Annotated in this window: 20 protein-coding genes; 7 read left to right on the top strand and 13 right to left on the bottom strand. The window is 65.5% G+C overall.

Features of this window, described 5'->3' with window-relative positions:
• Window positions 1–58 precede the first annotated feature (58 nt).
• The gene (locus SXIM_RS00155; RefSeq protein ID WP_046722565.1) at window positions 59–424 is read right to left on the bottom strand and encodes a hypothetical protein; all 366 of its coding nucleotides are present in this window, start codon (window positions 422–424) and stop codon (window positions 59–61) included.
• Between the two features lie 22 nt (window positions 425–446).
• On the opposite strand from SXIM_RS00155, the gene SXIM_RS00150 reads away from it, so the two are divergent.
• Window positions 447–2,204 carry an RHS repeat-associated core domain-containing protein gene (locus tag SXIM_RS00150; protein ID WP_078846789.1) on the top strand — a complete coding sequence of 586 codons (1,758 nt, stop codon included), beginning with the start codon at window positions 447–449 and terminating at the stop codon, window positions 2,202–2,204.
• Window positions 2,205–3,295: 1,091 nt separating this feature from the next.
• Here the strand turns inward: SXIM_RS00150 and SXIM_RS00145 are convergent.
• Entirely contained in the window at window positions 3,296–4,717 is a 1,422-nt protein-coding gene (locus tag SXIM_RS00145; RefSeq protein WP_046722563.1) for an ATP-binding protein, read from the bottom strand.
• A gap of 466 nt (window positions 4,718–5,183) precedes the next feature.
• Between SXIM_RS00145 and rpmF the strand changes: the two genes are divergently transcribed.
• The 3 genes from rpmF to SXIM_RS27765 all read left to right on the top strand — a co-directional run bounded on the left by rpmF (window position 5,184) and on the right by SXIM_RS27765 (window position 7,549).
• Window positions 5,184–5,342, top strand: a complete 159-nt coding sequence (gene rpmF, locus SXIM_RS00140; RefSeq protein ID WP_046722562.1) for a 50S ribosomal protein L32 — start codon at window positions 5,184–5,186, stop codon at window positions 5,340–5,342.
• Window positions 5,343–5,960: 618 nt separating this feature from the next.
• A complete protein-coding gene (locus SXIM_RS27770) occupies window positions 5,961–6,767 on the top strand; it encodes an ISL3 family transposase (protein WP_246156947.1) in 807 nt (268 codons plus the stop codon).
• Complete coding sequence (locus tag SXIM_RS27765) at window positions 6,767–7,549, top strand: transposase (protein WP_425473479.1); 783 nt, start codon at window positions 6,767–6,769, stop codon at window positions 7,547–7,549. The genes SXIM_RS27770 and SXIM_RS27765 overlap by 1 nt, the downstream gene beginning before the upstream one ends.
• Before the next feature lie 231 nt (window positions 7,550–7,780).
• Here the strand turns inward: SXIM_RS27765 and SXIM_RS00125 are convergent, their stop codons facing one another.
• From SXIM_RS00125 to SXIM_RS00115, 3 genes are all read right to left on the bottom strand, one after another.
• Window positions 7,781–8,146 carry a nuclear transport factor 2 family protein gene (locus tag SXIM_RS00125; RefSeq protein ID WP_046722560.1) on the bottom strand — a complete coding sequence of 122 codons (366 nt, stop codon included), beginning with the start codon at window positions 8,144–8,146 and terminating at the stop codon, window positions 7,781–7,783.
• Window positions 8,147–8,595: 449 nt separating this feature from the next.
• Window positions 8,596–11,271, bottom strand: coding sequence for a caspase family protein (locus SXIM_RS00120; RefSeq protein ID WP_148236043.1), 2,676 nt, complete (start codon window positions 11,269–11,271; stop codon window positions 8,596–8,598).
• Window positions 11,268–11,618, bottom strand: coding sequence for an effector-associated constant component EACC1 (locus SXIM_RS00115; protein WP_046722558.1), 351 nt, complete (start codon window positions 11,616–11,618; stop codon window positions 11,268–11,270). The genes SXIM_RS00120 and SXIM_RS00115 overlap by 4 nt, the downstream gene beginning before the upstream one ends.
• 228 nt (window positions 11,619–11,846) lie before the next feature.
• On the opposite strand from SXIM_RS00115, the gene SXIM_RS00110 reads away from it, so the two are divergent.
• The gene (locus tag SXIM_RS00110) at window positions 11,847–12,119 is read left to right on the top strand and encodes a hypothetical protein (RefSeq protein WP_046722557.1); all 273 of its coding nucleotides are present in this window, start codon (window positions 11,847–11,849) and stop codon (window positions 12,117–12,119) included.
• A gap of 120 nt (window positions 12,120–12,239) precedes the next feature.
• Here SXIM_RS00110 and SXIM_RS00105 read toward each other — a convergent pair whose 3' ends face one another.
• Window positions 12,240–12,794, bottom strand: coding sequence for a hypothetical protein (locus SXIM_RS00105; protein ID WP_046722556.1), 555 nt, complete (start codon window positions 12,792–12,794; stop codon window positions 12,240–12,242).
• A 367-nt stretch (window positions 12,795–13,161) separates the two neighbouring features.
• Window positions 13,162–13,833: a hypothetical protein gene (locus SXIM_RS00100; protein ID WP_148236042.1), complete on the bottom strand. Its 672-nt coding sequence runs from the start codon at window positions 13,831–13,833 to the stop codon at window positions 13,162–13,164.
• A gap of 210 nt (window positions 13,834–14,043) precedes the next feature.
• On the opposite strand from SXIM_RS00100, the gene SXIM_RS27145 reads away from it, so the two are divergent.
• Window positions 14,044–14,190 carry a hypothetical protein gene (locus SXIM_RS27145; protein ID WP_168222730.1) on the top strand — a complete coding sequence of 49 codons (147 nt, stop codon included), beginning with the start codon at window positions 14,044–14,046 and terminating at the stop codon, window positions 14,188–14,190.
• Window positions 14,191–14,273: 83 nt separating this feature from the next.
• Here SXIM_RS27145 and SXIM_RS00095 read toward each other — a convergent pair whose 3' ends face one another.
• The 4 genes from SXIM_RS00095 to SXIM_RS00080 form a co-directional block, all read right to left on the bottom strand.
• Window positions 14,274–14,654 (bottom strand): hypothetical protein, encoded by a 381-nt coding sequence (locus SXIM_RS00095; protein ID WP_046722554.1) that lies wholly within the window; start codon window positions 14,652–14,654, stop codon window positions 14,274–14,276.
• Between the two features lie 806 nt (window positions 14,655–15,460).
• Window positions 15,461–17,422, bottom strand: a complete 1,962-nt coding sequence (locus SXIM_RS27825) for a DUF3732 domain-containing protein (RefSeq protein WP_046722553.1) — start codon at window positions 17,420–17,422, stop codon at window positions 15,461–15,463.
• Between the two features lie 4 nt (window positions 17,423–17,426).
• On the bottom strand, window positions 17,427–17,903 hold the full coding sequence (locus SXIM_RS00085; RefSeq protein WP_046722552.1) for a three component ABC system middle component: 477 nt from the start codon (window positions 17,901–17,903) through the stop codon (window positions 17,427–17,429).
• On the bottom strand, window positions 17,896–19,077 hold the full coding sequence (locus SXIM_RS00080; RefSeq protein ID WP_046722551.1) for an ABC-three component system protein: 1,182 nt from the start codon (window positions 19,075–19,077) through the stop codon (window positions 17,896–17,898). The genes SXIM_RS00085 and SXIM_RS00080 overlap by 8 nt, the downstream gene beginning before the upstream one ends.
• A gap of 390 nt (window positions 19,078–19,467) precedes the next feature.
• On the opposite strand from SXIM_RS00080, the gene SXIM_RS00075 reads away from it, so the two are divergent.
• A complete protein-coding gene (locus SXIM_RS00075; protein ID WP_046722550.1) occupies window positions 19,468–19,647 on the top strand; it encodes a hypothetical protein in 180 nt (59 codons plus the stop codon).
• Window positions 19,648–19,820: 173 nt separating this feature from the next.
• Here SXIM_RS00075 and SXIM_RS27140 read toward each other — a convergent pair whose 3' ends face one another.
• Window positions 19,821–22,433, bottom strand: coding sequence for an RNaseH domain-containing protein (locus SXIM_RS27140; protein WP_168222729.1), 2,613 nt, complete (start codon window positions 22,431–22,433; stop codon window positions 19,821–19,823).
• Window positions 22,430–25,750, bottom strand: coding sequence for a hypothetical protein (locus SXIM_RS00060; protein WP_148236040.1), 3,321 nt, complete (start codon window positions 25,748–25,750; stop codon window positions 22,430–22,432). The genes SXIM_RS27140 and SXIM_RS00060 overlap by 4 nt, the downstream gene beginning before the upstream one ends.
• Window positions 25,751–25,754 lie beyond the last annotated feature (4 nt).

The raw sequence follows: 25,754 nt of genomic DNA, 5'->3' as shown, positions 1-25,754 counted from the left end.
CGCTCGGTGGCGGCCTGGAATCCTGACCCGGTACGGGCCGGGGGAAGATCCTGCTTGATCAGCTCGTCCAGGTCTTGATCTGAGCGGCGACCTCCCGCACCGGGAGCCCGTCCCGGGCCGCGCGGGCCAGGGGGACAACGGTGTCCAGACCCGGGCTTACCGGAAGGCCACACGCCGAGAGGTAGGCCGCGGTCACCGTGGCCGCGTAAAGAAGATTCCGCGCCTCGAGACTGGGATTCCTCGCCAGTTCACACAGCAGCGCGGCGGCCTTGTGATGCGGCTCGGGATAGACCTCGTGGTTCAGGATCTCCGCCCGGTGCCGTGCTTCCGCCGCGACCGGCACGCCATAGTCGACGACCTGCGGATCTCCGGGGATCTGCTGCGCCACTGCCAGGAGCCAGGCGAGATCGATTCGCAGATTCACGCGGCTTCCCTCGGCGCGCTCTGTGCTATCTCACAGTTTCCGTCCAGCGAGAACCACCCGTGACGGTGAGACCCTCCGGCAGATCTTCAGCTACGACGAACACGGCCGCCTGCTTACCGAATGCGCCACCACACCGGGCAACGACGCCTGTAACGGCAGTGAGGCAACAACCACCTACGAGTACGATCCGGTGGGGAACCGCCTCACCCGAACTGCCCCTGATGCCCAAACCGCGTACAGCCATGATGCCGCCGACCAACTGACACAGACGGTCACGGGCACCGACACCGTCACCTACACCTACGACGCCGACGGCAACCAGACCGCGGCCGGACCCGACACCTTCACCTACGACGCGGCCGGACGCCTCACCGACGTCAACGCCGGCGACAAAACCGTCACCTACACCTACGACGCCGACGGCAACCGCACCACAGCCGCAGTCGACGGGAAACACGAGCGGACCACCTGGTGGGACATCGTCAACCCGCTCCCCCAGATCGCTACCGAGTACGACGGCTCCGGCACGCTCATCGGCAACCACACCTACGACCCGCTCGGCCGTATCCAAACCCGCAACACCAGCGCCTCACGCGTCGTAGGCCCGGGAATCCAGTACTACCACCATGACGCCCAAGGCTCCGTCACCGACGTCACCGACGACACCGGAGCCAACCAATACGGCTACAACTACACCGCCTTCGGCGTCACCAACGAGACAGCACTCGTCGACGACGCCCCACCCAACCCCTTCACGTACACAGGCCAATACAACGAACCCACCACTCAAGCCGCCGGCCAAAACCTCCGCGCCCGCAACTACAACCCCGATCTTGGCCGCTTCATCAGCCAGGACCCCGCTCCCAGACCGGCTGGCCAGCCCTACACCACTGCCTACGCCTACGCGGAAAACCTTCCCACCAGCCAAAGCGACCCCTCCGGCCGCTGCCCCATGTGTATCAGCGCAGGAATCGGAGGAGTCCTCGGAGGCGTCATCGAAGGCGGCATCTACGCCTTCACCACCGACGACTTCACCTGGGGCGGACTCGCACAAGCCGCAGGCCAAGGCGCGGTCATCGGAGCTGCCGGCGGAGCCCTCATGCCCGGCGCCGGCAACGCAGTGGCCCGCGCCACCAGCCTCACCGGAGGATCCCGCCTAGCCCTTTCCACAGGCGTCAACGCAGCAGTTGGCGCGGGCTACGCCTGGACCGTCAACACGGTCCTCTGTCGGCCCACCGATCCCACTGATCTTCTTATCGGCGCACTGGGAGGCGCGGCCAGCGGCCTGGTCGTAACGGCAGGAAATGGCGGGAGAAGCTCCGGACTTCGCTATTCTTTCGACGCCCTTGATGAGCCTACTTTCGGAGGCATACCATCGGGAAGCCGGGTTACATACACGGCCACCAGCACCAGGATCGGAGATGATGCGGCAACAGTGCGCAATGCGACAAACGTGGCACCTACTGGTCGGCATGATGTAATCGCCCATGGCACCACAGACGGCTTCCTGGATTTGGCTGAAGGGCGGGTCAATGGTGGGCAGATCGTCGATGCCGTCCGGTCCAATCCAAACTATAATGGATGTGGTCTCCGCCTACTGGTGTGCCACTCAGGAGCAACTAGTTCGAGAATCGGGCAACAAATAGCCGACGAGATGGGAGTCACCGTGCAGGCGCCGACGAACCGTGTGGGGACGAACAGGTATGGTGGCACGGGCCAGACGCCCGTAATTGCAGAAGGCGGGTACTGGAGAATCTACCTGCCGATCTTGGGCCAGTGATACCTTATCCGTTACGTTGGATTTTTTCGCGAGCTGAAAACAGAAATTCCTTCCGCCTGTGATCGACAGAGTGTGCGTGATGCACTATTGGAGGGGGCAAACTACGCTGAGGATAAAGTGCTCGGATATCTGGAATCGGGGTACACGCTCATCGATATGATGGGAAGGGAATCCGACATTCTGGATGACGAGACATCAATTCCCGGCGGCTCATCTATCATGACCGACGGCGAATGGATTTGGCGACAGGATCTTATTTATTATGTAAGACGCTATTCTCTGCATTTGCCCTATGAATTCGCCTCTGTCGCGACAAGGCTGGAACGAGTCCCTGCACTGGACCTAGCCACCCTGAGCCGACTAACTCGTAAGGTGCTCCGAGAGCTAGGCTACACTACAGAGTAGTGGGTCAGTATTCTATCAGAATTTTGCCCTCTACTCTGATGTGCCGGGCGGGGGCGGCTGGATAATAGTGGGTTGTGGAGTGGTTGTTGGCGGCCTCGCAGAGGCTGCCAACAACCAAAATATTCTGGCCCGTATAGGTTTGCAACGTATTGCCGGTCGGCTCCCGACGTCAGTGCGAGCCGCGCATAAATCGCATATTCTCGTGGATCATATCTGGCCTCTATGGTCTGGCAGTAATCGTGACCCGGAAATGCGCTCCTGCTGATCTCAATCATCATCTCATTGGATGTCTGATCGGGTCGTTTCGCGGGACAACTCGTGCACGTGGAGAGTTCATCCACCACCGCACAGATCCCCTCACCTGGAGATGTCGAAGCCGTCCGCTCGCCCAAGGGCAACAGCAAGGGCTACTTCGCGGCTCGGAAGGTCTCGTGGCTTCTACCGAAGGGCTGGAAGACCGCGTTGTCTGAGCGGGGGTAGGCCGCGCGCCAGGACCACACGCCTTGCCCCAGTCCCTTCGGGCCCCAGCTGACTTGGTGAAGGGCACGATCGACCTGAGTACGGATCGGGCCAGCCGTCGCGATCCATGACGCGCGGAGTCTGGTGGGCGTTCTGGAGAGCGACGCGCTGGTGCGGACGGTGGCCCCAGAGGCGTACGGAAGTGCCGGTGCGGGCGGTGTGCCGGGTCAGTGCCAGGCGTTCAGGAGGTCTTCGGGGGTGAGGGAGCGGATGCCTTCGGCGGTGCAGCCGTTGCGGGTGACGGCGAGGAGTGGGGTGGTGTCGTCGGCTCCTGGGAGTTGGGCTCGGTGGGCGATGAGGCGGGCGAGGTCGCGGGCGTCGAAGGGCTTGCTTTCCAGCCACTTGACCGATCCGGCGAAGGTGACCTTTTTGGCGATGGGGGAGCGGTCGGCGCCGATGAGGTCGATCTCCGGGTCGTTGGTTCGGGTCCAGTAGCCGCCGACGGTGTTGGTCCCGGCCGGGAGTACGTCGTCGGCCAGCCGCCAGAGCGCTTCGCGGATGACGGGCTCGACGGCGCGGCCGCGCCAGGAGGTCCAGCTCGTGCGGATGGCGTCGAGGACGCGGTCGCCGCGGCCGCGTTCGACGGCGGGGATACCGGGGCCGATGAAAGAGAGCCAGAAGCGCAGGTACGGGTCATCGATGCGGTAGCGGGTCTCGCGACTCGGTTTGGTGGACAGCGGTAGCTCGGCGGCGACCATGCGGCGGGATGTGAGGATGTCCAGGGAACGGGTGACGGAGCCGGGGTGCAGGCCGCCCGCGGCCCGCCCGATGAGGGTGAAGGTGCGTTCGCCTTGGCCGATGGCGCCCAGGACGGTGCGGGCTTGGGCTTCGGTGGGGAACTCGGCGGCCAGGGTGCGTTCGCCGCTGACGAGCAGGGCTGAGGTCGGCCTGCGCAGCGCGGTGGCGAGGTAGTCCCACAGGGTCGCGCCCTGGGGCCATTCTTCGAGGATCAGGGGGAGTCCGCCCGAGACGAGGTGGGCGTCGAAGGCGTCGGCGGCGGGCAGGTCGAGCATGGTGGCGACATCGGAGGGGTTGAGCGGGGGGATCACCATCTCGGTGCCGCGCTGGTAGAAGGGACGTCCGTAGGTGTTCAGCTGCTCCATCATGGCGATGTCGGAGCCGATCAGGACGATCAGGACCGGCAGCTTGGACAGGGTTCGGTCGAAGACTTTCTGCAGGGCGCCTTCGAAGCCGGGGTCCTCGCGTACGAGGTAGGGCATCTCGTCGAGGACCACGACGCTGGGGGTGTCGGTGGGGAGCGCGCCCGCGAGCATGCTCAGGGCAGCGTCCCACGTCTGCGGCGTACTGAAATCCGCGAAGCGGGACGCGTGGGGGAGGCCTGAGGCGGCCACCTCGGCGGCGAAGCCGGCCAGGTCTTCGTTTTTCGAGCCGCCGACGGCTGTGAAGAAGACATGCGGCAGGTCCTCGCGTTCCAGGAACTCCTCCACCAGACGGGACTTCCCCACGCGCCGGCGGCCTCGGATCAGGACGGCCCGGCCCGGTCTACCGGTGCGTCCGCCGGTGCGTACCGGAGTGAGGAGGTCATCGAGCAGGCCGAGCTCGGTCCGGCGTCCGATGAATCCGTTCACGGTGAGATCACCTCGCGCGTGGGAAGATACTTCCATTGATGATACGCACCTCGGTGTGAGTATCCAGCCCAGGAGCTGGTCCGAGTGGCTGACCTGCGGAAACGCAGATTGCGGGGGGCACTTTTTGCGCCCATGGGTGAGCGCATCGGTGCTCACCGGCCCCGGGGGCAGCCCTTGCCTCGCAAGGGATGTGCGCTTCTTCGTCCCCTCCTGTGGTCTCCTGGGCTCCGATCGGGGAGTGTTGGTGCGGAGATCTGAGACATGAGCCGAGCCGCCGCAGGCAGCAGTAATAATCCGTGGGTTGGGTGCGCAGCTGGGGCTGACGCGGTGGGCTCGCCGTGATGCCGGGAGTGCCTTCTTCGGCGACTGAGGGCACCGGCCGCCAGGGCACCTATTAATTGATAATGGGAGTCATGTTCATATAGCCTTCCGGTGTCTCGCCCGTGCTCTCCGAGGAGGAAGCCTCATGGCCGTTCCCAAGCGGAAGATGTCCCGCAGCAACACCCGGCACCGTCGCGCCCAGTGGAAGGCCACTGTCCCGCAGCTGGTGCCGGTGACCGTGGACGGCGAGACACGGCTGGTGCCGCAGAACCTGGTCAAGGCCTATCAGCGCGGGCTCTTGTAGCCCGCCCTGACGAGGGGGAGCCATGGCGGGAGGTGTACAGGCGATCTCCCCATTGCGTGATTCCAGGCGGAGTATCCCGACAGCCGTGTTGGGGAGCGCCGCCTCGGACAAGCCCGTCATCCTGCCGATGGAAGCGATCGAGCTGGATTAGTTCCGCCGGCACCACACGGGGCCACACGTGGTGGTACGGCCTCCTACTGGGCGGCTGCGGCGCCTCGGCTGTCAATCAAGCTCTATACGGACAGAATGTGTTCTCTGTCAAGTCCTGCGTGTCGAGGTCAATGGCTGCACCTCCGGCATGGTGTCGGTGTTCAGTGTGCTGCTGTGGCTACGCGCTCGCGGAGCCGGGCGAGCTTCTGGGCCGCGCCGGTGTCCGGGGCGGCCCAGTTCAACACGATGTGCAGGTCGGCGCGTTCGATGGTCATGATGTCGCAGTCGAGGACGATCTCGCCGAGCTCGGGGTGGATGGCTTCGTTGATCTCTAGGGGTTCTGGCTCAACTTCCGTGAAGGGCCACGGTGAGTGACGGCTGACGCCAGAGTCGGGCTCCGGGATGTTGCCCGAAAATGATCAGTGGTGATTTTGGTGTGGCCGACAGTTCAGCGCCGTGGAAGAGACAATGCTCCGGCTGGAGGAACTGCTGTTTCCGTCGATCGCGGACGTTGCGGTGCTGTCGGCGGACGTGAACAACGAGACGATCCGGATCGGAGCTCGCAGGACGTCGGCCGGCTCGACCTGTCCGGACTGCGGGACCTGGTCGAGTCGGGTGCACAGCTCCTACCTGCGGTTTCCGGCCGACGTGCCAACAGGAGGGCGGCGGGTGCTGCTGAGCTTGCTCGTCCGCCGGTTCTTTTGTCCGAACACTTCCTGCGGCCGGCGGACGTTCGTTGAGCAGGTGCCGGGGCTGACACGGCGGCACAGCCGGTGGAGTGAGCGCCTACGTTCGACGATGGCCTCGGTCGGCCTGGCGCTCGCCGGCCGAGCTGGCGCCCGGATGGCCCGGGTCGTCGGGGTTTCTGTCAGCCGCAGCACCGTGTTGCGGCTGGTTGACGCGTTGCCCGAGCCGGATGTTCCGTCCCCACGGGTGGTCGGCGTCGACGAGTACGCCACGCGCAAGGGCCGCGTCTATGGAACGGTGCTGGTCGACGCTGACTCCCGCCGACCGGTGGACCTCCTGCCCGACCGCGAGGCGTCCAGTCTGGCCAGGTGGCTCGCCCAGCGACCCGGGATCGAGGTCGTCTGCCGGGACCGGGCGCCGTTCTCGCGGAAGGTGCCACGGCAGGGGCTCCCCAGGCTGTTCAGGTCGCCGACAGGTGGCACTTGTGGAACAACCTCGGCGAGGCCGCCGAGCGGGCCGTCGCCCGCCACCGCCAGTGCCTGCGCGTCCTTCTCCCCGAACCGGCTCAGGCGAAGAGCGGCGAGCTGATGCCAGCTGAGGAGGCGCCGGACCCACCCTGGCGGAGCCATCGGTTCGCCAACCGCATCCGGGCCAGGCACGCCACCGTCCACGCGATGTTGGAAGCCGGCCACAGCCGCCGGTCCATCGGCCGCCAACTTCACATGACCCATCACACCGTCAAGAGTCTCGCCGATGCGGCCAGGCCCGAAGACCTCTTCCGCGGTCAATGGCAGAACAACCGGACCTCCACTCTCGACGAGTACAAGCCCTACCTCGATGAACGCTGGGACGAGGGCTGCACGAACGCCTGGAAGCTGTGGGAGGAGATCATCTCGCTCGGCTACAACGGCAGCTACGGCATCGTCAGTGCCTACATCAGGAAGAAGCGCACCTCACCCCGGCCGGTCACCGCACGACCCCCAGCACCTCGTGTGGTCACCCGGTGGATTCTCAGCCGACCCGAAACCCTCACCGAAATCGAACAGCTCCGGCTGAAGGCTGTCCTGACCAACTGCCCCGAACTCGAAGCCCTCACCGGACACGTCCGGACCTTCGCCCAGATGCTCACCGAGCGCCATGGCGTGCGCCTGCCAGACTGGCTCCACGCCGTCCGACAGGACGACCTCCCCAGCCTCCACACCCTCGCCGCAGGTATCGACCGCGACCTCGACGCCGTCATCGCCGGGCTCACCCTGCCCTGGAACTCCGGCGTCGTCGAGGGCCATGTCAACCGGATCAAGATGCTCAAACGGCAGATGTTCGGCCGTGCTGGGTTCCGCCTCCTTCGCAAGCGAGTTCTCCTCGCATGACCACGGAGCGCTACCGCTTCACGAAAGTTGAGCCAGAACCCCTGTAGTGACGTCACCTGTCGATGAGTTCGGGAGGCACTCGGATCCACGGATGGGTGATGTTGATGAGTTTGGGAGGCGTCTTCCCTCCTGCCACGGCAGCAAGCGGAGGAGCCCGCCAAGGCCGGCTGAGCTCTGCCGCTACCTCCCTCAATGGTCCGCCGCCCTCACAGGCGACGGACCTTCCTTCGGTCAGCTCGCCAAAGTTGCCTGGTGAAAGTACATACGCCAGCCCGTTTCCGTCAGACGCCACAAGGAGCTCCGCCATGCTCGGCGCCCGCTGCTGTCGGAGAAGTACGTCAGGTGAACTATGCCCGGAGCGAGTACGACCCCGGACATCTCGCTGACCTCGACCGGAGACTCCGGGCCTACTGAACCGGCACTCGTCACGGTGAGAATCGACGTCGCATCCCAACGCCTGCCAGACGCTCCGAACTCGGTGAACTCCGGGTCCAGAAGCTCCGAGACCAAAGCCGGGGAAGTACGCACGTCAGGGTCGAGAAGCCGCATCTCCGCCGCGATGGCGGCCTGAAGGGCCAGTTCACTCTCGTCTGCCATGCATGAACCCTACGGACGGACCCCGTCCCCCTAAAACGAATAGTTGACGGGACGGGAGCGGACAGCAGTGCCGTCCTTTCTCGTCAACAACCCGGGGTGGGCTGATCACTAACTGCCGTCGGAAACCGTGCATAAGTGCTGTCACTACGCATCGACGAAGCCATGCGCACGATCGCCGGGTTCCAGGGCACCCCGGACGACGTTGAGGAGGCGGTCGCCGCGCGCCTGGCGCGTGCCCGGTACCTGTATGAGGGCCGGCACCGGTTCGTCGTGCTCCTCGAGGAGTGGGTGACCCACCCTCGCATCGGCAGCGGGGGAGGAGATGGCCGGCCAGCCCGCGCACCTGCTGACCGTGATGCTGCTGTCCTCGGTCTCGCTCGGCATCATTCCCCTGGCACCGAGCGCGGTGTGGCCGCTGGAGGCATTCTGCCTCTACGGCCACATCTTGGCTAAAGCCATTCCTGGCGATGCTTTCTGTAGTGCTTTAACTGTGATTCTGAAGCCAGGCGGTCAGCTTTCTCTATTTCTCGGCAGGCTTCATGTTTGATCTCTTTGATGAGTCGTTCGATCTTTATGTTTGTCTTTAAGTTTGTGTCTTTTCTTTCCTGCGTCATGGTGGCCAGTCGCACAGCTTCAGAGGGGTCGATCAAAGAAAGCGCAACCAGTGCATCTCTCGAATGCAGGTTTTCTCTATCGCCCTCGTTTTCCTGGCGGGCGGTATGTATAACGTGGATTGCAATTTGCTTGGCAGTGGCTGGCTTATGGGTCGCGAGGTCAAAGGCAAAGCGTGCCAAGTGATCCAAAGGGTAATCACTTTGAATGTGGAGTGCTGTCATTGCGATTCTTGCTGCTTCTTGCGGATCATTCGACAAATTAATCGCGATGATTCCACTCAATATGCGCATAAGTGGCTCTGGTTTGAGAGTTTCGCGAGCGAATCTCTCGCATTCTGTGACAAGAAGTTCCTTCTGTCGGGGAGCGTGGCTCGCGAGATTTTGAGCCAGGGCCAGTAGCGCCAAGGCCCGGTCTTTCGGGCGGCCGATGCCTTCGAGGAGCTGTTGTGCTTCCTCGATGAGCTTCTGCGTGTGCTCGGGGTTGGTCGCTGCCAGATCCTCGGCGGTGCTCGACTTCGCCAGGGCGCGCTCAATATGCATGTTCTTGGGAATGGCTCGGGCTACTTGCTGGGAGAGTTGGGGATTCAGGTCGCGCAACCTCTCGAAAATGGAGTAGAGAAATTCCCCTCGCGTCGTCTCGTCGTGAATGTTGCGGATTATCTGCAAGGCGCTGTCGGGGTCCACGAGAACCATTGATTCCGCCACTTCCGCCAGCCACCTGTCACGCATGGATTTCTTGATGGCGGCCGTTCTTGCGAACCTTTCTGCATTCTTTGGATCGGCACGCAGGAGTTCGTCAAAGACCGCTCCCAGGGCCGCTTGTCGGACTGATTTGTCAGTGATGCAGTGGGCGACTTTTTCGGCTCGACCCGGTGAGATTTTTGCCAATTCTGAGACCAGATATTTCAGTGCCCGATCCCTGTACTCCGGGTTCTTGATGCTGTGTGCCACGGCTTCTGCGTAATCCGGTTTCTTGGGGGCCAGAGCATTGGCGATGCGACTGAGCCGGAAATCGCCGTGCGGCTGCTTCCTTTCCGGAAGATCCCTAGCGATGCGGAGGGCTCGTTCCGGGTGGGTGGGCGCCATCAATTCGGCGACCTCGAGCAGAAGCTTATCCTGGTAGGATTTATCGAACTCTGATTTATCGATCTCTTGGATGAGGGTCTCTGCCTGGTCTGGAGCAACCGCTACGAGAGCCCGGAGAGTCGCACTCAGTTCTTCCGGATAATGCGGGAATGAGGTGGCCTTTTTTAGCAGGCTTACGGCCAGCTGCGCGAGTGCTCGTGCCCGCTGAGGATCCACAGTTGCCAGTGCCACGGCAACTTCTGCCAGTGGTTGTACTTGCGCGATGCACTTGGGGATCGAATGGGAATTTCGCCCCATTTTGGAACAGAAGGCATCGGCTTGTCGTTCGGCTTCCCTGGCCAAGCGGACGCCGAGGTCTTCATCGATCGGCATCATGGCCACCGCGAGCCGTGCCATCCACTGGATCCGTTTCCCGTTGTCGGAAAGATGCCGACTGACTACCTCCCCCTGCGTCAGCAACAGCCTCGCCCGACCCTTGGCCTGCGCGATCTGCTGCCGCTGAAAGTGTGCATCCCGTTCGTCTTGCTCGGCACGCACCGCGCGGGCCGCCGCGAGGTCAGGCACCGGCGCATCGTCATGAAAGTCCGATCCAGAACCCTGACTCGTCTCGCTGCGCACGGCGGCGGCCTCGGAGGATTCGGCATCCGATCGGCCCCGAGACTGACCGGAGACACGCTCAGCGTGTTGATTCTGAAGGATCCCGAGTTGGTCGGCTGTTTCGGTGCCGTTCTGCTGTGGCGAGGGCAGCCCTTCGGCCCGTAGCTGGAAGTGGAGGTGCCGGTAGATGTCACCGAGGCTGATCACGTGGCCCGCGCCGGCGATGCCGGAGCGCATCACGCGCAGCAGCCGTTCGGTGAAGGCGGTGTGTTTCTCTCCGGGGAGAATCAGCGCTGTGCGGTTAGCGGGCGCCGCGGTCATGATGTAGGTGCCGGCGACCTCCAGCTGCCCCAGCACGGCAGCGTCGTCGTCGGCCAGTGTTTCGCCGATGGCTCTGCCGCTGAAACAGCTGTCGAGAATGACCGCTTTGATTGCTGCCCTGCTGTCCAGGAACACCTCCCGCACCGCATCGAACGGCAGCGCCGTGAACGGCAACTGCTCCCGCCGTGTGGAGGACAACGCCAGATACAGCTCACGGCGCCGCACGCTGAGCAGACCGTGCCCGCTGTAGTAGAACAGCAGCAGGTCTTCCGCATCCGCCGCCGCCTGGCCCACCAATGTCCCCACCTCAGCCAGGCCAGCCGTCGGGGGCACCACCGCGCAATGAACGGGATCGAAGCCACCCAGCCCCGGATGGGTAAGGACTCTGTGCAGGTCGAAAATGTTGTTGGCGACGACCGGAACATCAGGAAGCTCTGGATCGTCATACGTCGGCACCCCGACCAGCACCACACGCGACCGGCCCGGATCCACCGCACGCACACTCACCGGCCGCCCCGCAGCACCTCACGCAGCAACGCCTCGACATCCCCAACCCGCTTCGCATCCACCTCAACCCGGTGACCCTCCGGCCCGTGCACCACGATGCGGATGTCTGAACGACGCGGCTGCGCCAGGAAGGCGCGCAGCGAGGCGGCCAGTACCGTCAGCGCACCGCCGCTGCTCACAGCGATCACCAGCGCGTCAGAAAGCCCACCCAACTCACCCGGTGAGGGAACTGCGGTCGACAGGGCGACCATCCCGCGCAGTTCGGGCTCTGCCCGCAGCCAATCCGACAGGTCTATCAGCCCGTCGACGGGCTCTTCGCCCTCCACTAGAAGCCGCACAGTACTCATGTGATCCCCCTCCGTGACGTCGCCCCAGTATGCCGAATCCCAGCACACCGGAGAACAGAAAGGCGCTTCAGACCCCCCAAGGAAAGCCGAAGCGACAACACCGGCCTCTCTCATTCAACGATTCCCCCCATCACCTCCATCGGCAGCTACCTCCGCATCGCGAAGAAGGGCAACGCCCCGGTGACGGGGCCGCGGGGGGGCGTTCTGGCTCCGGGCTGAGGTCGGCGTATGGGCAGAGCAGAGGTGGAGGCCTCGCCGTGGCGTGCTGACATGCGGGTGGCGGAGCCGGAGATCACGGTGTGTACGCCGGGCCGCCAGTCGCTGCTGCGCGTCTCCTGGGAAGGCACCCAGCTGGTGTGCCCTGTCCTCGCACGCCAGGACTGGGCTGATGGGCGGGTCGCGTACCAGGTCGTGATGCCGACCCCGGTCGGGTGCGGTGCGATCCGGCTGCTGTGGTGGGACTCGTCCACGATGCGCGCGGTCCCTTCAACGGAAGGCTGATCTGCTCGGTGCCCCCGACGGTCAATGGGTGGCAGGGGGCCACCCCGTGGCACTCGCCGGGGCCGTCGAGGACGCTGGCCTGCTGAGCAGCCGCCCGGGGCCGGGCCTGCCGCGAGATGGTCAGGTGTTGGCGGGTTCGGAGATCTCCAGGGCTTCGGCCACCCGGCGGGCCATGGCGGCGACGCGGGGCGGGAGACAGCTGTCGAGTGAGTCGACGTCGTCGCAGATCTTGGCGCGCAGGCCGTGCAGGCACGCCTCGGTGAACAGCTTCTGCGGGTCTTCCTCGGGGCGCTGTGCTTCTTCGGCATGCCGCTGGCCGCGGCCGTATGCCATCTGCAGGGCCGGGCGTCCGCTGGTGCCCTTGGGAGCCGGCTGGCCCAGGAGGCCCGCCAGCTGGGTGTGGTCGCTGTCCCGGGTGCCGGCGGCCCGGCTGTGCTGCTGGCTGGTCTGCAGGTAGGAGCGGAGCGTGTTGGGGTCGATGCCGTCCTGCTGGCAGAACGCGGCGATGAGCATGGACGCCAGGTCCATGGTGTCGGCGGCGTCCCCGGCCCGGTACAGGGTCATCCGCTGCCAGTCGTGCGCCATGTTCGGCTCGGTGTAGCGCAGGACTTCCTGGCAGTTGAGAACGGCTTCGCTCACGAGCTCGTGGACCGCGCGGCGCAGCGGCTCGGGCATGGGGATGGATTCCAGCGCCGGGACGCTATGCCTCCGGCAGGTGGGGCGGGACGCGACAAGCCGGTCGTTCCGCCGGATTGGCGAGCCGCAGCGTCGACCCGGCCGATGATTGCCACCTGCAGGGGGAGTGGACGGTGTGGGTGGCAATGACTGCCACCCGGTGCCAACAGTGCCAACGGTGCCAATAAGTGTTGGCACTGGTGGCAACCCGATTGCCACTTGCCACCTCGGGGTGGCAATCGGGGTCGGCATCCCTGATGCCGGCAACGCTTACCCGTGCCTACCGCGGTTGCCAGTCTCACCGGCCCTGTCGAGTGCCGAAGCGTCAGAAGAGCACCGGGCCAGTCCCGTTCGTTGGCCGGCCCTATCACAGCGGGTCGTGCGGGCGGACGAGGCGGAAGGGCTGCCCCTTCAGGTCAGCGATGGTGATTCCCACTTGTCCGTTGCAAAGCCAGTGAACTCTTATGCGCCAGGTGATATCCCCGGGTGAACTGAGACTCGTGTGAAGTTCGAAGTACTCGGGGTCCAGATGCGAGACCTTGTACGGGAATTTGTTTCCCCTGCCGATCGGATCCAATTCGGGCGCTGCGTTGTCGAGATCTACTCGGCCGAAGTGCACGTCGAACGTGCGTGGATCCATGGGGGCGGGTGAGGGCTTACGCTCGATGCACACGATTTCGGGAGGAGTATCCCGCGACTCGACTTGGATCTCCATCTTGCGCAGGACCACAGCGCGCTCAACGTTGGCTTCGACCGTCAGGTACACGGCGGTGTCCCAGAGATCCACCCAGTTAGGTGAGTCCTGTAGCTCTGCAAGGTCCATCGGTGGAGTGCCGATGTGTCCGCGAGCGCTGGCATCACTGGAAGCCGCCACAATGATGGGGGCCGACGATGAGGAAACCAGCACAGCGTCGCGGCCTCGAGCCATGACCTTGTCCGCCACACGGGTCACGAGTCCGCTGATGGCGGAGGCGACCCCCGCGAGGACCGCTGCCAAGATCCATTTGCTGATCCCGGGTACAACGACAGCGACAGCCACGGCAGCAACAAGTAAGGCAACTGCGCCGATGCGCAGGGCTAATCGACGAGACCACATGGCGTCCTCCCGAGTACATATGGTGTCCGACCTGGCCAGGCAAGCAAGTCGTTCGCCTGGTCGCCGGTGACCTCCAACTCGAACATAGACCTGGCACTGGGCGGTGCTGAGTGCGTACTCAGACCCAGCAAGTCACCGGCTGAAGGCTCGCTGGTGAGCAACCCGCTCGGAACGCTTGTGCCGGCTACCTCACCGACGCACGAACCGAGCCCGCACAGCGACCAGCACGGGCTCCTGGCCCGGGCACGCACCTACCTGGGCGCCGTCATCGCCAAGGCCAACCTGATCCCCCGGCCCTGACGCCACCGTGCGCCGCCCGCCCTCCCAGCCAGGCGGTGTTCCGGTTCCCCCCGTCCCTCAACTGTGCCGGAGGGACGTTTGAGTCAGTGCGTGGTGGAAGCGCGGAATCGCTGTAGCAGTTCAAGGGCTGGGGGACTGTCTGGGTCGAAGCCGTGGATCCCATCCAACTCGGCGGGTACGTCTGGCCCCCACAGGCGGGCGCCGTGGCACTGGAAGCAGAAGGCGATCTGGAAGAGCAGGCGCGTGGCGCTGTGAGCGCGTATGCCCCAGCCCGGGTTGAAGCAACGGTGCAGCTCACTGTCGGGCACCGAACTGATCAGTGTCAGGGTGCTGCTGATCTGAGTGGCCTCCCAGATCGCGACATCGTCACCCACCAGGTCCGGCGCGCTGAGATGCCTCATGCCATCGGTGATCCGGACGACCTCAATCAATTCGGTCTGGTCTTGAACGGGTGGAAGCAGCATGCACGAAGGATCACAGCGCAACGTGCCGAGTGCCAGAGGCGCAGACCCGGCGGCGTCAGGATCTGCGTCGTGCGGAAAAGTGCTGGCACCAAAGGGACGGTCCTTGCCGCCACCCTGGCCGGCGACCAGGACCGCTCGCCGGCCCGACCGGCAAGCTGTACGCCGCCGGCGCCTGGGGGCCAAGCCCGACCGTACGTACGCACCTGAGGGCCGCTGGGGCGATGGAGACGTGAGTTGAACTTCAGCTCTTCGAGGACGGCGGTCTGCGGGTGTTCATGACCCGCCTCTCCGACGGTCTCAGGGAGTGTTGTGTGGAGGACAGCGAGGCGGAACAGGTCCTCTTCGACGCGGCCGCTGTCATCCTCACCCGGCACATGTGGAGCTGATCCGTCCGGTCCCCGACGAGGTGGGTTACCACGGGAACTGGGCAGTGGCGGTGGGAGCCAACCGGTTCCGCGGCCGCCGCAGGCACAGCGGGAAGTCGTATTTCCCCAGGAACCGCAGATACGGCGCCGACACGTATGAGGAGGGCACCGGCGCGCCACTCTGGCCGGTCTGCGAGGCGGATAGGGCACGGTGACGCGAAGGTTTCTCGGCCACTTGCTCCGTTCGCTGGACTCCGGAGAGGTACGCGCGAGGGCTTGAGCGACGAAGGATGAGTCTTGTCCTGTGGGGCGGCACGGGGCCCGGGGGACCTCATTGGCCGGCGGGATACCCTTGGGGCCTTCCCAGGACACCGATGCCTCCACGGGTGGGTGTCCTCTCATTCAGCCCGTCTGTGGCAAGCATCTGCCGGCGCTGTCGCCTCATCGTGTGGGGTTGTCGTTGAGCCAGGTGGTGGGGATGAGTTTTTCGCCGTTGCGCCAGTTGTAGCGGACGGAGTCCTGGAACCAGGGGTGGGGCAGGTCCGCGTGGTCACTGACGATCATCTGGAAGTTCGGGGAGAGCTCTGTGGTGACTTCATGCATGAGTTCGAAGAGGCGGGTGACGGTCACTCGGTCTTCGTCCAGGGCGATGTCTTCCAGTCGTCCTCGCTGTTTGGCCATGTCGGAGGGATAGTAGGGCTGAGTCGGCTGGTCGAGCATGAGGAAGCGGGGGACGGGCCGGCTGTTGGCGACGAAGTACTGGTGGAGGGCGAGGTGGGCGGCCACGTGGTAGCCGACGTGGTTCTTGCCGCTGCCGATGCGGAGCAGTTCGGTGATGCCTTCGAGGGTGTCGGCGACGACGGTGAGCTTTTTGAGGTCCAGGCGGACCAAGCGGTCACCGTGTTCGAGTCGCAGGGTTCGGGCGTGGCCGGTCATCTTGCCGCTGAGGTAGCTGATGCTGTGGGTGAGTCGGTCGTCGATGGCCTCGGCATCGAGCTGCTCCTCGAGGCCTTGGACGAGCCGTTGGGCGACGGCGACGTCCGATTCGAGGTTTTGGAGGTGTGCTCTGTTCGACGCGGTGCTGATCTGGCTCAGGTAGGCGCTGATCCTGCCTCGGGTGAAGGCCTGGGCTTCGGCTTGTCCGAGGAGGCCTGCCTGCTGGTTGCGCTGTTCGGCGATGATGCTGAGGGCACCTTCGATGCCTTGGAGCTGTTCGCGCAGGCGCGCCGCCGTCTGCTCGATCTCCCGCAGAGCCTGCTCGCGGCGGGGGTTGACGGTTTGGACGCTGTCGAGCTGCCCGCGCAGGTCTGAGAGGGTGGTGTGCATATCGGCGACAGTGGGGTCGGGTTCGGGGAGGTCGTGCCCGCACAGGGGACAGCTGTGTTCGCCGGCAACACTGTCGGGTACGAGATCGAGCGCGGACAGACGTGATATGCCGCGGGCGACGGCGCCGGTGTAGCCGGCGGCCTGTGTCTCCAGATCGTTCAGCAGCTGGCGTTCTTCTGCGAGTGAGCGCAGTTGCCGCCGGAGAGCCGATGTCTGCTCGGTGAGGCGAAGTTCCTGCCGCCGTTGGTCCTCGTCCGCGCTGCCCCGGGTGGACTGGAAGGAGACTGCCTGCTGCAGCGCAGCGACGGCGGCTGCCCTGTCCGAGGTGACGCTGTTGTCGGTGAGTAGCCCATGGACGCGGGCCTCCCCAAGGAGGGACTCAAGGCGCGCTTCGATCCCCTGGTGTGTTTCCTGGGCCGCTTTGAGAGTGTGCTCGGCACGGCGGAGGGCTCGCTTGGCCTGAGTGAGCTGGTGTTGAAGCACTGCCTGGTCTTCTGGGACCGCTCCGAGAAAGTAGGGGATCGTGGCCTTGAGGCTTTCTGGAATACCCCGCTCATTTTGCCGGTGGAACAGGGATCGCTTGGAAGCGACCTCGTCCTGGTTCTGCAGACAGAGCAGGACGGCGTGCCCGAGGTTGGCGCTGAGCGCGGGGAGCAGGCTTCCCGACGGTGACTCGCTGCGAGTAGCTCCGATGCCTATGCGGCGTCCGAGCTGCTGGCGCAGCTGCGTGGAGTCGGTGTTGACGCGGAGGTCGGCCAGCTCCGGGACGCCGAGGCTATTGCCGACCTCGAGCATGGCGTTGGTGACTGACTTGGCGCCGGGGCGAGGTGCCGGCCGTGCGGCCAGGACGCGGGTGTCGGGCAGCTGCAGGATGACCGCATACCACGAGACGGTGTTGAAGATAGGGCTGATCGGGAGTGTGGCTTCGTCTCTGCCGAGGCAGAAGTCGACGATGTCGAGCAGCGCGCTCTTGCCCGTCTGGGAGGTGCCGGTGACGATGTTGAGCTCGCCGAGCCGGAAGTCCAGGACGCGCTTTTCGCCGCTCTTGCTGTAGAGGATGATCGACCGGATCTGCACCGGTTCAGGGTCTCACGCCGAGCAGCGCAAACACGGTGGAAGGCTCAGACTTGGAAGTCCAACGGCCCATCAACGAAGCTGCCTTGATCAGGTCGGCGAGTTCGCCCCGCGGGTGGGACTTTGCCGGAATACTGCTCTTGAGGAAGCCGTGCTCGATGGTGAGCATCTGGTGGCGGAGGCCGAAGCGCAGGCCTTCCCGGACGGGGCTCGCCAGTGAGGTGCAGCGGGCGCCCATGCCAGCGACGAGCACCGGGTGGGCCGCTACCCAGTTCGCGAGGTGAGTGCGCGTCGAGATGGGCAGCACTCGCCGGGTGGGCCGGTGCAGGACCAGCGGGGCCACGACGAACGCCATCGGCCACGGCATCAGCGCGCCGGAGGAAGCCCGCTCGTAGTCACGTGCCGCCGTGGCAGTGACCGCGGCCACGAGGGCTGGATTCAGGAAGGCGGCGCTGGCCTGCGGCCGCTGTGTCCAGCTAGGCACGTGCCCTGATCAAGTTCGCCACCCGTTCCCTGAAGTCAGGATGCCATCCCACCCGTCCGCGGTCGGCCAGTTCGTGATGCTTGCCCCGAGAGAAGAACGCCTCGTCGTACGCCTCACGGATCTGGTACCTGGTCTGTTCCAGGGTCTTGCGCAGTAATGCCTTTCCGGCCTGCTCCTGCTCCCGGTCCGTGGCGTCATCGCCCAGGTCGTCGAGCATCCAATCGAACTCCCGATCCCATTCGTCCACGAGATTGTGTTCGAACCGTGCCAGTTCCTCGAGATCGACCAGGTCATCCTCGATCCAGGCCACGGTCTGAGTGTAGGCGCGGTAGTAGTCCACCATGGCCTTGTTCAGCTGGCGGCTGGCACCCACCCAGTGCAGCTGGTGGACGAAGCAGGCATCGGCCAGCTCGGTCTCCGCCTCTGGGGTGAAGTCCTCGCGCTCCACCAGTGTGGGCAGCCTGTCAGAGGTGTAGTCGTCGCGGATGCGGCTGATGCGCTGCATCAGCCGGGTCACAGAGACACTGGTGTGCCGCTTCTGAAGCATGTGTACGGTCTGCTCGTACCACCACGCCCACAGCTGCCGCATGAAGGAATCGGCGTGCCCGTCGGGAAGAACGGCCCTCAGCTTCATCCTTACCTGAGCATCGAGGTCGTCAATGGACGGCGTGCCATCGATGACCCGCATCCGCTTGACGAAGACGGCGCGCTGAGCCGGCGGAAGGGCCAAAAAGGCCACCCGTGCGTCCTTCGTCCCCCTGGCCTCCGACTCCTGAGCAGCAGCGGTGAGTAGGTCTAGAGCCTGAGCGGGCAATGGACCGGATGCCTTGAGCGCAGCCATGGCCGTGCCCGGACGGGCCACCTGCGTGGTAACCAGAGTCAGCACGGGGCCGTACTCGTCGCCAGGGGCATGCGTGTCCATCCACGACTGGATGGTCCGCCACACATCGTCGTCCTTGTCACCAAGCGACCGCACACCGCGGACGTGATGCTTAACCTGCAGCAGCTCAACTGGCCGGCCCCCCTCATCCCACGCGACATCATCGTGGAGCTCCAAGCTGATCGCCCCATCAGGGCGCTCTTCTTGCCCCCGCAGCAGCTCAAGAAGGGCGAGCTGCGCCTGGAAGATATAGCCCAAGGCAGACGCGGATGCCTCATGTGCGGAGGACGCCATACCCACAGTCTCCCGATTCCGCTATCGCCATGTCTAGCTCAACATCAATCGAACGCCCGTACGATGATAGCCGTGCTGTCGGCCTCAAAGTACTCCCCCTCCAGACCGAGTTGGACGAGACGTGTCAGCCCTGGTGACTTGACATAAGTCCGTGCAGGAGCTCATGAAGAACGGGTATCTGCCCACCGACGCCCGTATCAACGCATGCGCCGCTGGTTCCGGCGGGACCAAGGAGGGTCACGCGCGTTGCGTTGCGGGGCTCGTGAAGAGCGGTGTCCGCCAGGACCTCTTGAACAGGGTCTGTGATCTGGCCGCCAAGTAATCACCTGCTCCGGTCCGGCGCACCCGGAAAGGGATCGCGCCGGACCGGAGCTTTGCTTCAGAGCGGCAATGCAGGCAGCGCTCTCGATCACCGGGGTGGCCGTGGACGGATTCGGCGAGGCCTGCGGCGTGATGCGATCGTGGCTGCGCGATGTCGAGCTGACGGCATGCCGCGTCATCCACGCCGACCGTGTCCCCTCGATCAGGGAAGCTGAGGGGAGCTTCCGCGACGCATGGAAGCGGGTATGAACCCATCAACGGAGGGCTGCCTCCGTCGCTGCCGGCAGCCTTTGTTCACCGTGCGGTCGGTTTCGCGGACGTGCAGCAGAGTCTTGTTAGTTTCCGGAAAGTGCCAAGATCATGTGCCCTGTCATCCCAGCCATCCGCATGCTTACGTGAGTCAGGTAGCACAGGTCGAAGGCTTAAGAAGTGGGCTGGATTTCCCCTTCGTCGCCTGCCGCTGCGGCGAGGGGTTCGATGCTGGGGCCGCGGTATTCGGGGTGTGCGCGGTCCATGGCGGCGGCGATGTGGAGGGGGACGGGGTGGCGGGTGCGTGCGTCCCAGGCCAGGGACTGGTGACACAACTGGGCTGCGACCCCGGCGAGCTGCTCCGGATCCCAGGTTCCCGGGTGGGGGACGGAGATCTGGGTGGCGGTGAAGCTGTGCCAGTCCTTGCGCTGGAGGGCCCAGTCGTCCTGGGGGAGGGTGAAGCGGGTGTGGAGGCCGCCGATGCTGCCTTCCTGGCCGTAGCCTTCGTAGGTGCGTGAGGCCTGGGCGATGTACCAGCTGGTGGTGCCGGTGCTGGTGGTGCGCCGGTAGAGGAGGTCCTTGGGTTTGGGGGGGCGCTTGGGGTTCTTGCGGGGGCTGGCGGTGTTTTCTACCGGGGTGGGGACTTCGCCGTAGGAGGTGTTGATGGCGACCACGGCGACGGGTCGGGTGGGGGAGCGCAGGTCATCTCCGGGCAGGGGTCCGTTGCCGAGGCGGACGTTCTGGAGGCCGGGCCAGATGGTGCGGCAGGCTTCTGTGTCCACGAGGATGATCAGTGGTCGGTCGCAGGGCAGGACCTTGAGTGCCGACTCGATGTGCTGACGGGCGAGGAGGGCGCCCTCTTCGTGGCGGGCGTGGCCGTTGCGGCCGATGGTGCCCCGGCCGAAGGCCGCTTCCGCTGCCGCTTGGGGGAGCCAGTCGTGCCTGTTGTGGTCGTAGGAGGTCAGGTGCCAGGGCACGGCGGGGTCGTCGCTCGTGTGGAGGGCGGTGAGGACTTCGACCATCTGGGTGCGGTCGGCGGCGCCGGGGCGGCGATTGCTGATGCGCTGTTGTCGTAGGTGGATGCCGACCAGGATGGGTTCGTCCGACAGGTTGGTGACGTGGCGGAGACGGTCGTCGACGCAGCCGAGCCGGAACAGGAGATCGCGCAGGGCATTGACTGCCTTGTAGTCCTTGGGGGTGTCGGCTTCGGTTTCGGCTTCTTCTCCGACGATCGCTTCGGTGACAGGTTCTGGCTCGTCGTCCGGTTCGGGCTCTGGCTGGCGGGCGAGGAACTGGGAGACCATATTGCGCTCATACAGGGCGCGGCGCAGATCGCGTTTGTGGTCGTGGCGGTGCTGGCCTGCTTCTCGTTCACGTTTGGTGGGCTTGGGGTTCCAGATGGTCTCGACCCAGGCGCCGTTGAGGGCTTCGTCGTCGAACTGGTCGAGGAATTCGAGCTCGCTCTCCCAGTCGACCTGGTCGGGGCGGTCGATGGCGCGCAGGCGGTGGAAGCGGACCAGGAGACGTCCGCTCACGCGGTGGTCGGTGTAGTCGCTGCAGTCGAGCGGCTGGTGGGGGGTGTCGGTGTAGGGGGCGAGGGCGTCGGCCATTCTGCGCCGGGTGGTTCCATCGTTGTAGAAGGCGATGATGCGGACGGTGTCATGGCCGGTCGCGGTGAGCGCGTGGTCGAGTTCCTCGCGGGTGATGGAGCCTTTGGTCGGGCGGGTGAGCGCGGTCGGTGTGGGGTCGAAGGTGACCTGGGTGATCGTGGGCCGTTTGATGGTCTCCTTGATGTGGTCGGCGAGGATCTTGTTGAAGCGGGTGCCGACGCCTTTGCCGAGCACGTGGGTGGTGGGGGCTGGGACGAGAGTGCGCATCTGGCCGCGGAGCGCCGCCAGATCTTCGTTGGTGGGCCAGGTTGCGAACTCCATGCCGCAGGCTTCGAGGACTTCGGCGGCGTAGTTGCGGGCGTAGGGCACCCATTGGCCGTCTCCGTTCTTGGTGTGGCCGATGGGCATTCGCAGCAGCGTGTCCTTGTTCGAGGCGTGCTCGACGAAGGCGGTGCGGGTGCTGGCCCAGTGGGTGGCCAGGCGGCTGAAGGTGGGCAGCACATGAAGGGCGAAATGCGGTTCGCCGGGCTGGGTGACGACGCGGAAGTCCAGTTTGTGGAGGGCGTATCCGGTTCGCCTGGGACTTTTGGTCGACCGTACGGTGACGTCGTCCCAGCTGATGAGGCTGCCCTGGGTGTCCATCCGCCAGCGGATGTGGCGTCTGCGGGAACCGCCTGGGAGGGGCAGGGTGTTGCGGGCCAGGCGCGCTGCGAAGTTCCAGGCCGCGACGCGGTAGAACCAGCCGGGTGCGTGCGGGGTGCCGTCCTCGGAGCCGCGGACGTAGGAGGAGAGAGCGGGGCGCTCGACCTCGGCCTCGGCCAGGAGCGGTGCGAGGGTGTTGACGTTGTCACCCTTGCGTACGCAGCGCTCCCATGCGCTGACCGCTGTGGTGAGGGTCCACTGGTCGAACGGTTGGGTGGTGACGGCGACGGCGGGGTGGGCGAGGTCGTCGTCGACGGGTTCATAGCTGTGGGGCATGAGGACGACGGGCTGGCCCGAGGCTGCGCTCAGCGCGGAAGCCAGTCCTGCGTAGGGGGGCCGGCGCTGTTTGCCGTTCTTGGCGTCCCCGTAGGTGGGCAGGCGGCTCCACGCCTCGCCGAACTCGCGGCTGAGGGGGTAGAGCGTGATCTTGCCGAGAGCGGTGTGCGGGAAGAGGAAGGCCAGGGTGCTGATCATCGGGTGGTCTTTCGGGTGTGGCGGTCGGCAAACTGGAAGAAGGCGGCCAGGGTCGTCCCGTAGTAGTGACGCATGCGTGACAGTTCCCCGGTCCTTGCCCACTGATCGCGCAGTTCGCGGATGAGGTGGGGCAGGTCGGAGTTGCCGCTGGCGTCGAGGAAGGCGGCATCGACGAGCTTGATGCGGCCTGGTGTGCCTCCGCGCCGGGCTCGCCCGACGAGCTGGACGAGGCTGATGATGAGTTCGGCGGCGATGGCTCGTTTCGCCCGGGGTGGGAGGGTGCGGAAGTAGCGTTCGCTGGTGACCAGCGTCTCGAAGTAGCCGCCGGCGACGCTGCCGCGGCGCTCCAGCTCCATCCAGGGCTCGTCGCTGGCTTCCTTCTCGTCCAGGGCGCGGGAGCCGACGTGGGCGAGGAGTTCGGCCGGTTCGTCGATCAGCGGGACGGGCCGGATGGCGAGCCAGATCGAGCCGATCGCGGACTTGTTGGACTGCGGGGCGAGGATGTTCAGGCCGCGCTCTGCCCGGCCCAGCGGCGCGATCAGGATCCGAGCCTTGGGCAGCCGGGTGAACGACTCCAACTGGTCACCTGGGATTTCGTGCCAGAGCGCCTCTCCGGTCTCGTCACAGCGAGCGGTCGGCTCGTCGTCCGGTCGCGGGCGGACGGCGACCGCGATCAGCCCCGGTTCCGCGCCCGCGGCCAGGAGCCCGTCACGCAGGTGCAGGCAGCTGGCGTACGAGGTGGTGACGAGCAGGACCGAGTCCTGGACGCGACGCTTGCCCGGACGCCCGAGATCCTGGAGCTCTCCGCGCAGCCGGGGCCACATGCGACGCCCCAGGAGCTCGGTCGCCTCGGCACGGTTCTTTCCCGTCAGCCCGGAGATCCGCAACATCTCCTCGCCCAGTCCGGGGAAGAGCTCCGCCTCGACACTCACCCCGTGATCCACATCGTCGGGCACCCACCAGGTGGGCACCGTATGGATGTGATGGCGATGCGCACCGGGCGCGTACGCCGTGGCGGACAGCCCCAGTAGGACGCGCTGATGGCCGCTGTGGGCCAGGGCGGTGATCTGCCCGAGTGTGGTGACGTAGGTGTGCGGGTCGCCGCCGAACGCCGCGACGCTCAGCCGAGTGTCCTCCGGAGCCCCGGGCCTGACGTCCTCGGTGAAGGCGAACATCAACCTGCCTTGTGGGCCGTGCGGGATGGCTCGCCACGCGCTGAACGGCCCCAGTACGTCAGCGATGTCGCGGGCGGCTTCCACGCCGGCCAGCTTGAGCTGCTGCGCGTTGTGCACGAAGCGGTACAGCCGGACCCGCAGTGGCTCGAGGAAGGCCCGGCGCAGCATCCGGTCCAGGACGTCGGCCCGTACCTGCTGGTTGGGCACCCATGGGGCGAGTTGCTGCTCCAGCGTCCGGCGGACGTGTGCCAGGGACCCGGTGTCCGCGTCTTGGTCAATCACCTCGCGCATGAGTTCGGCGACCGGGTGCAGATGCTCGGGCAGCGCCGTCAATTTGATCTTGCGTTCGTACAGGTCGGCGAACAGCTTGCGCTCGTTGGGGTCCGGGGAGTAGTCGCGTTCCTGGGAGGTGATCTGTTGGGTGTCGTTGGCGAGGAGGGCGCGCAGCTGGGTGCTGATCCAGCCGTCCCAGCGCTGCGGGAGGACCCATCGCCTCTCCTGTGCCGGGCGCCCCGAGGTCTGGGGACCGCGTGTGCGTCTCTTCTTATCCGGCGGCCGGTCGCTGGGGCCGAGGGTTCCGTGGGCCAGGTGGCTGGTGTAGGTCTCGGCGAGCCAGCGGGTGCGCGCCAGGGTGTTGCGCATGCTCTCGTCCAGCGCCGGACGGACTCGCCCGAACGCCTGGATGAACTGGCCGTCGAGGGTGAGCAGCGGACGCTGGTCCTGACGGTTGCCCCAGGCCAGAGTGAACCCCCGCCCGGATCTCCCCAGTACAAAGGATTGGAAGGCGTCGACCTCGTCGATGGCAGTGAACTGGCATCGACGCAGGATGAGCTCCTCCACGGTCATCCGTTCGATTACCGCGCCGGAATCCACCTGGACCGGGATGTGCAGATGCCCCTGGTAGAGGTTCGCATGCGTGGTGACGATGATCTGCGCCGTGCACGCCTGCCGCACCAGACGGTACTTCCCACACACCTCGCGGAACGGGCATGCACAGGTTCCCGGTGTGTGGGACTTGGCACCCCTGCCCTGGCCGGGCGTGCTCGCCGGCCGGTACGGGACCAGCGACACGCAGTCCTCATGACCGGGGACCCACGCGTCCACCTCACCGTCGACGGTGGCCAGGGACGGCAACGCACAGCCGTACCCGAGGCGTTCCTCCGCCCACTTGATGAAGGCCCGGTCAGGGCGGGATTCGGCGGCGGCCTGGTCCAGGGCCGCCATCATGCTGTGTGGCGACATCAGCGGAACGACGAGCCGCTCGGGCTGGGCGACTCGGCGTGACCGCAGGTCCTTCTCGATGCCGTAAGCCAGTTTCAGCGCCGCCGCGGTGGTGGGAACGGCAAGGCCCAGCGTCACGCCCTCCTCCTGTGCCCAGGACCCCAGACTGCGCATCAGCACGCTCTTGCCGAACCCGGTCGGAGCTTGTAACACCCGCAGGTTTCCGGCGCACAGACTCAGCACGTCATCGACGTGCTCACCGTCACCGGTCCGCAACTGGTCGAAGAGCGGCTCGAGTGACTCCATGCGGAACGTCTCGCCCGCACGCTCGTCCAGGTCCTTGTTGAGTGCGAGGAACTCCTTCTTCTTGAGGCCAAGCTGCACGGCTGCCGGCGAAGTGCGCACGAGGACCGGGTCCGGCTCCGGCGCTTTGTGCCGCTCCTCCAGCGTGTAGTGAGCCTGGACCGCCCAGGTGTGGTCCTGGCCGGCCATCGGCACCCGCAGCGTGGTCACGTACTCGCCTGGTCCAGCTACGGGAAGCGCACGGCTGTTCTCAGCCCGGATCCGGCTGATCTCCTCCAGCAGAATGTCGGCCAGCTCCTGCGGCGGCAGACCGTGCCGGGCCGCGAGCACGCCGCCGTCCTGCAGCACAAACTCACTCACCGCGCCTGTGGCCAGGAACCGCTCGGCATCCGTGCGAAAGGACTCCGTGTTGCTCAGCCGGTTGGGGCGCTGGCGCAGCATGAGGCTGATCCGCCGCTGTTCGCCGACTGTCAGGAGCGGGTATTCGGACCAGGCGTCGTACTGGCCGGTGAGCAGGAAAGCGACCCGCTTCAGATCAGTGCCTGCGCTGCCGTCCGTGGCCCGAACCGGAAAGTGCAGCTGCGAGACCGCCGCCGCGCAGACGATGACCTTCGGCAAGATC

Origin of the sequence: Streptomyces xiamenensis (assembly GCF_000993785.3) — a bacterium.
Taxonomy (GTDB): Bacteria; Actinomycetota; Actinomycetes; order Streptomycetales; family Streptomycetaceae; genus Streptomyces; species Streptomyces xiamenensis.
This window is presented reverse-complemented; position numbering and strand designations above follow the sequence as displayed.

What these genes read in the sequence shown, in the direction of transcription:
- SXIM_RS00115 (WP_046722558.1), bottom strand. Translation starts at nt 11,618, where the DNA reads ATGAGTACTGTGCGGCTTCTAGTGGAGGGCGAAGAGCCCGTCGACGGG.
- SXIM_RS00110 (WP_046722557.1), top strand. Translation starts at nt 11,847, where the DNA reads ATGGGCAGAGCAGAGGTGGAGGCCTCGCCGTGGCGTGCTGACATGCGG.
- SXIM_RS00080 (WP_046722551.1), bottom strand. Translation starts at nt 19,077, where the DNA reads ATGGCGTCCTCCGCACATGAGGCATCCGCGTCTGCCTTGGGCTATATC.
- SXIM_RS27770 (WP_246156947.1), top strand. Translation starts at nt 5,961, where the DNA reads ATGCTCCGGCTGGAGGAACTGCTGTTTCCGTCGATCGCGGACGTTGCG.
- SXIM_RS00075 (WP_046722550.1), top strand. Translation starts at nt 19,468, where the DNA reads ATGCAGGCAGCGCTCTCGATCACCGGGGTGGCCGTGGACGGATTCGGC.
- SXIM_RS00105 (WP_046722556.1), bottom strand. Translation starts at nt 12,794, where the DNA reads ATGCCCGAGCCGCTGCGCCGCGCGGTCCACGAGCTCGTGAGCGAAGCC.
- SXIM_RS00095 (WP_046722554.1), bottom strand. Translation starts at nt 14,654, where the DNA reads ATGCTGCTTCCACCCGTTCAAGACCAGACCGAATTGATTGAGGTCGTC.
- rpmF (WP_046722562.1), top strand. Translation starts at nt 5,184, where the DNA reads ATGGCCGTTCCCAAGCGGAAGATGTCCCGCAGCAACACCCGGCACCGT.
- SXIM_RS27140 (WP_168222729.1), bottom strand. Translation starts at nt 22,433, where the DNA reads ATGATCAGCACCCTGGCCTTCCTCTTCCCGCACACCGCTCTCGGCAAG.
- SXIM_RS00125 (WP_046722560.1), bottom strand. Translation starts at nt 8,146, where the DNA reads ATGGCAGACGAGAGTGAACTGGCCCTTCAGGCCGCCATCGCGGCGGAG.
- SXIM_RS27765 (WP_425473479.1), top strand. Translation starts at nt 6,767, where the DNA reads ATGCCAGCTGAGGAGGCGCCGGACCCACCCTGGCGGAGCCATCGGTTC.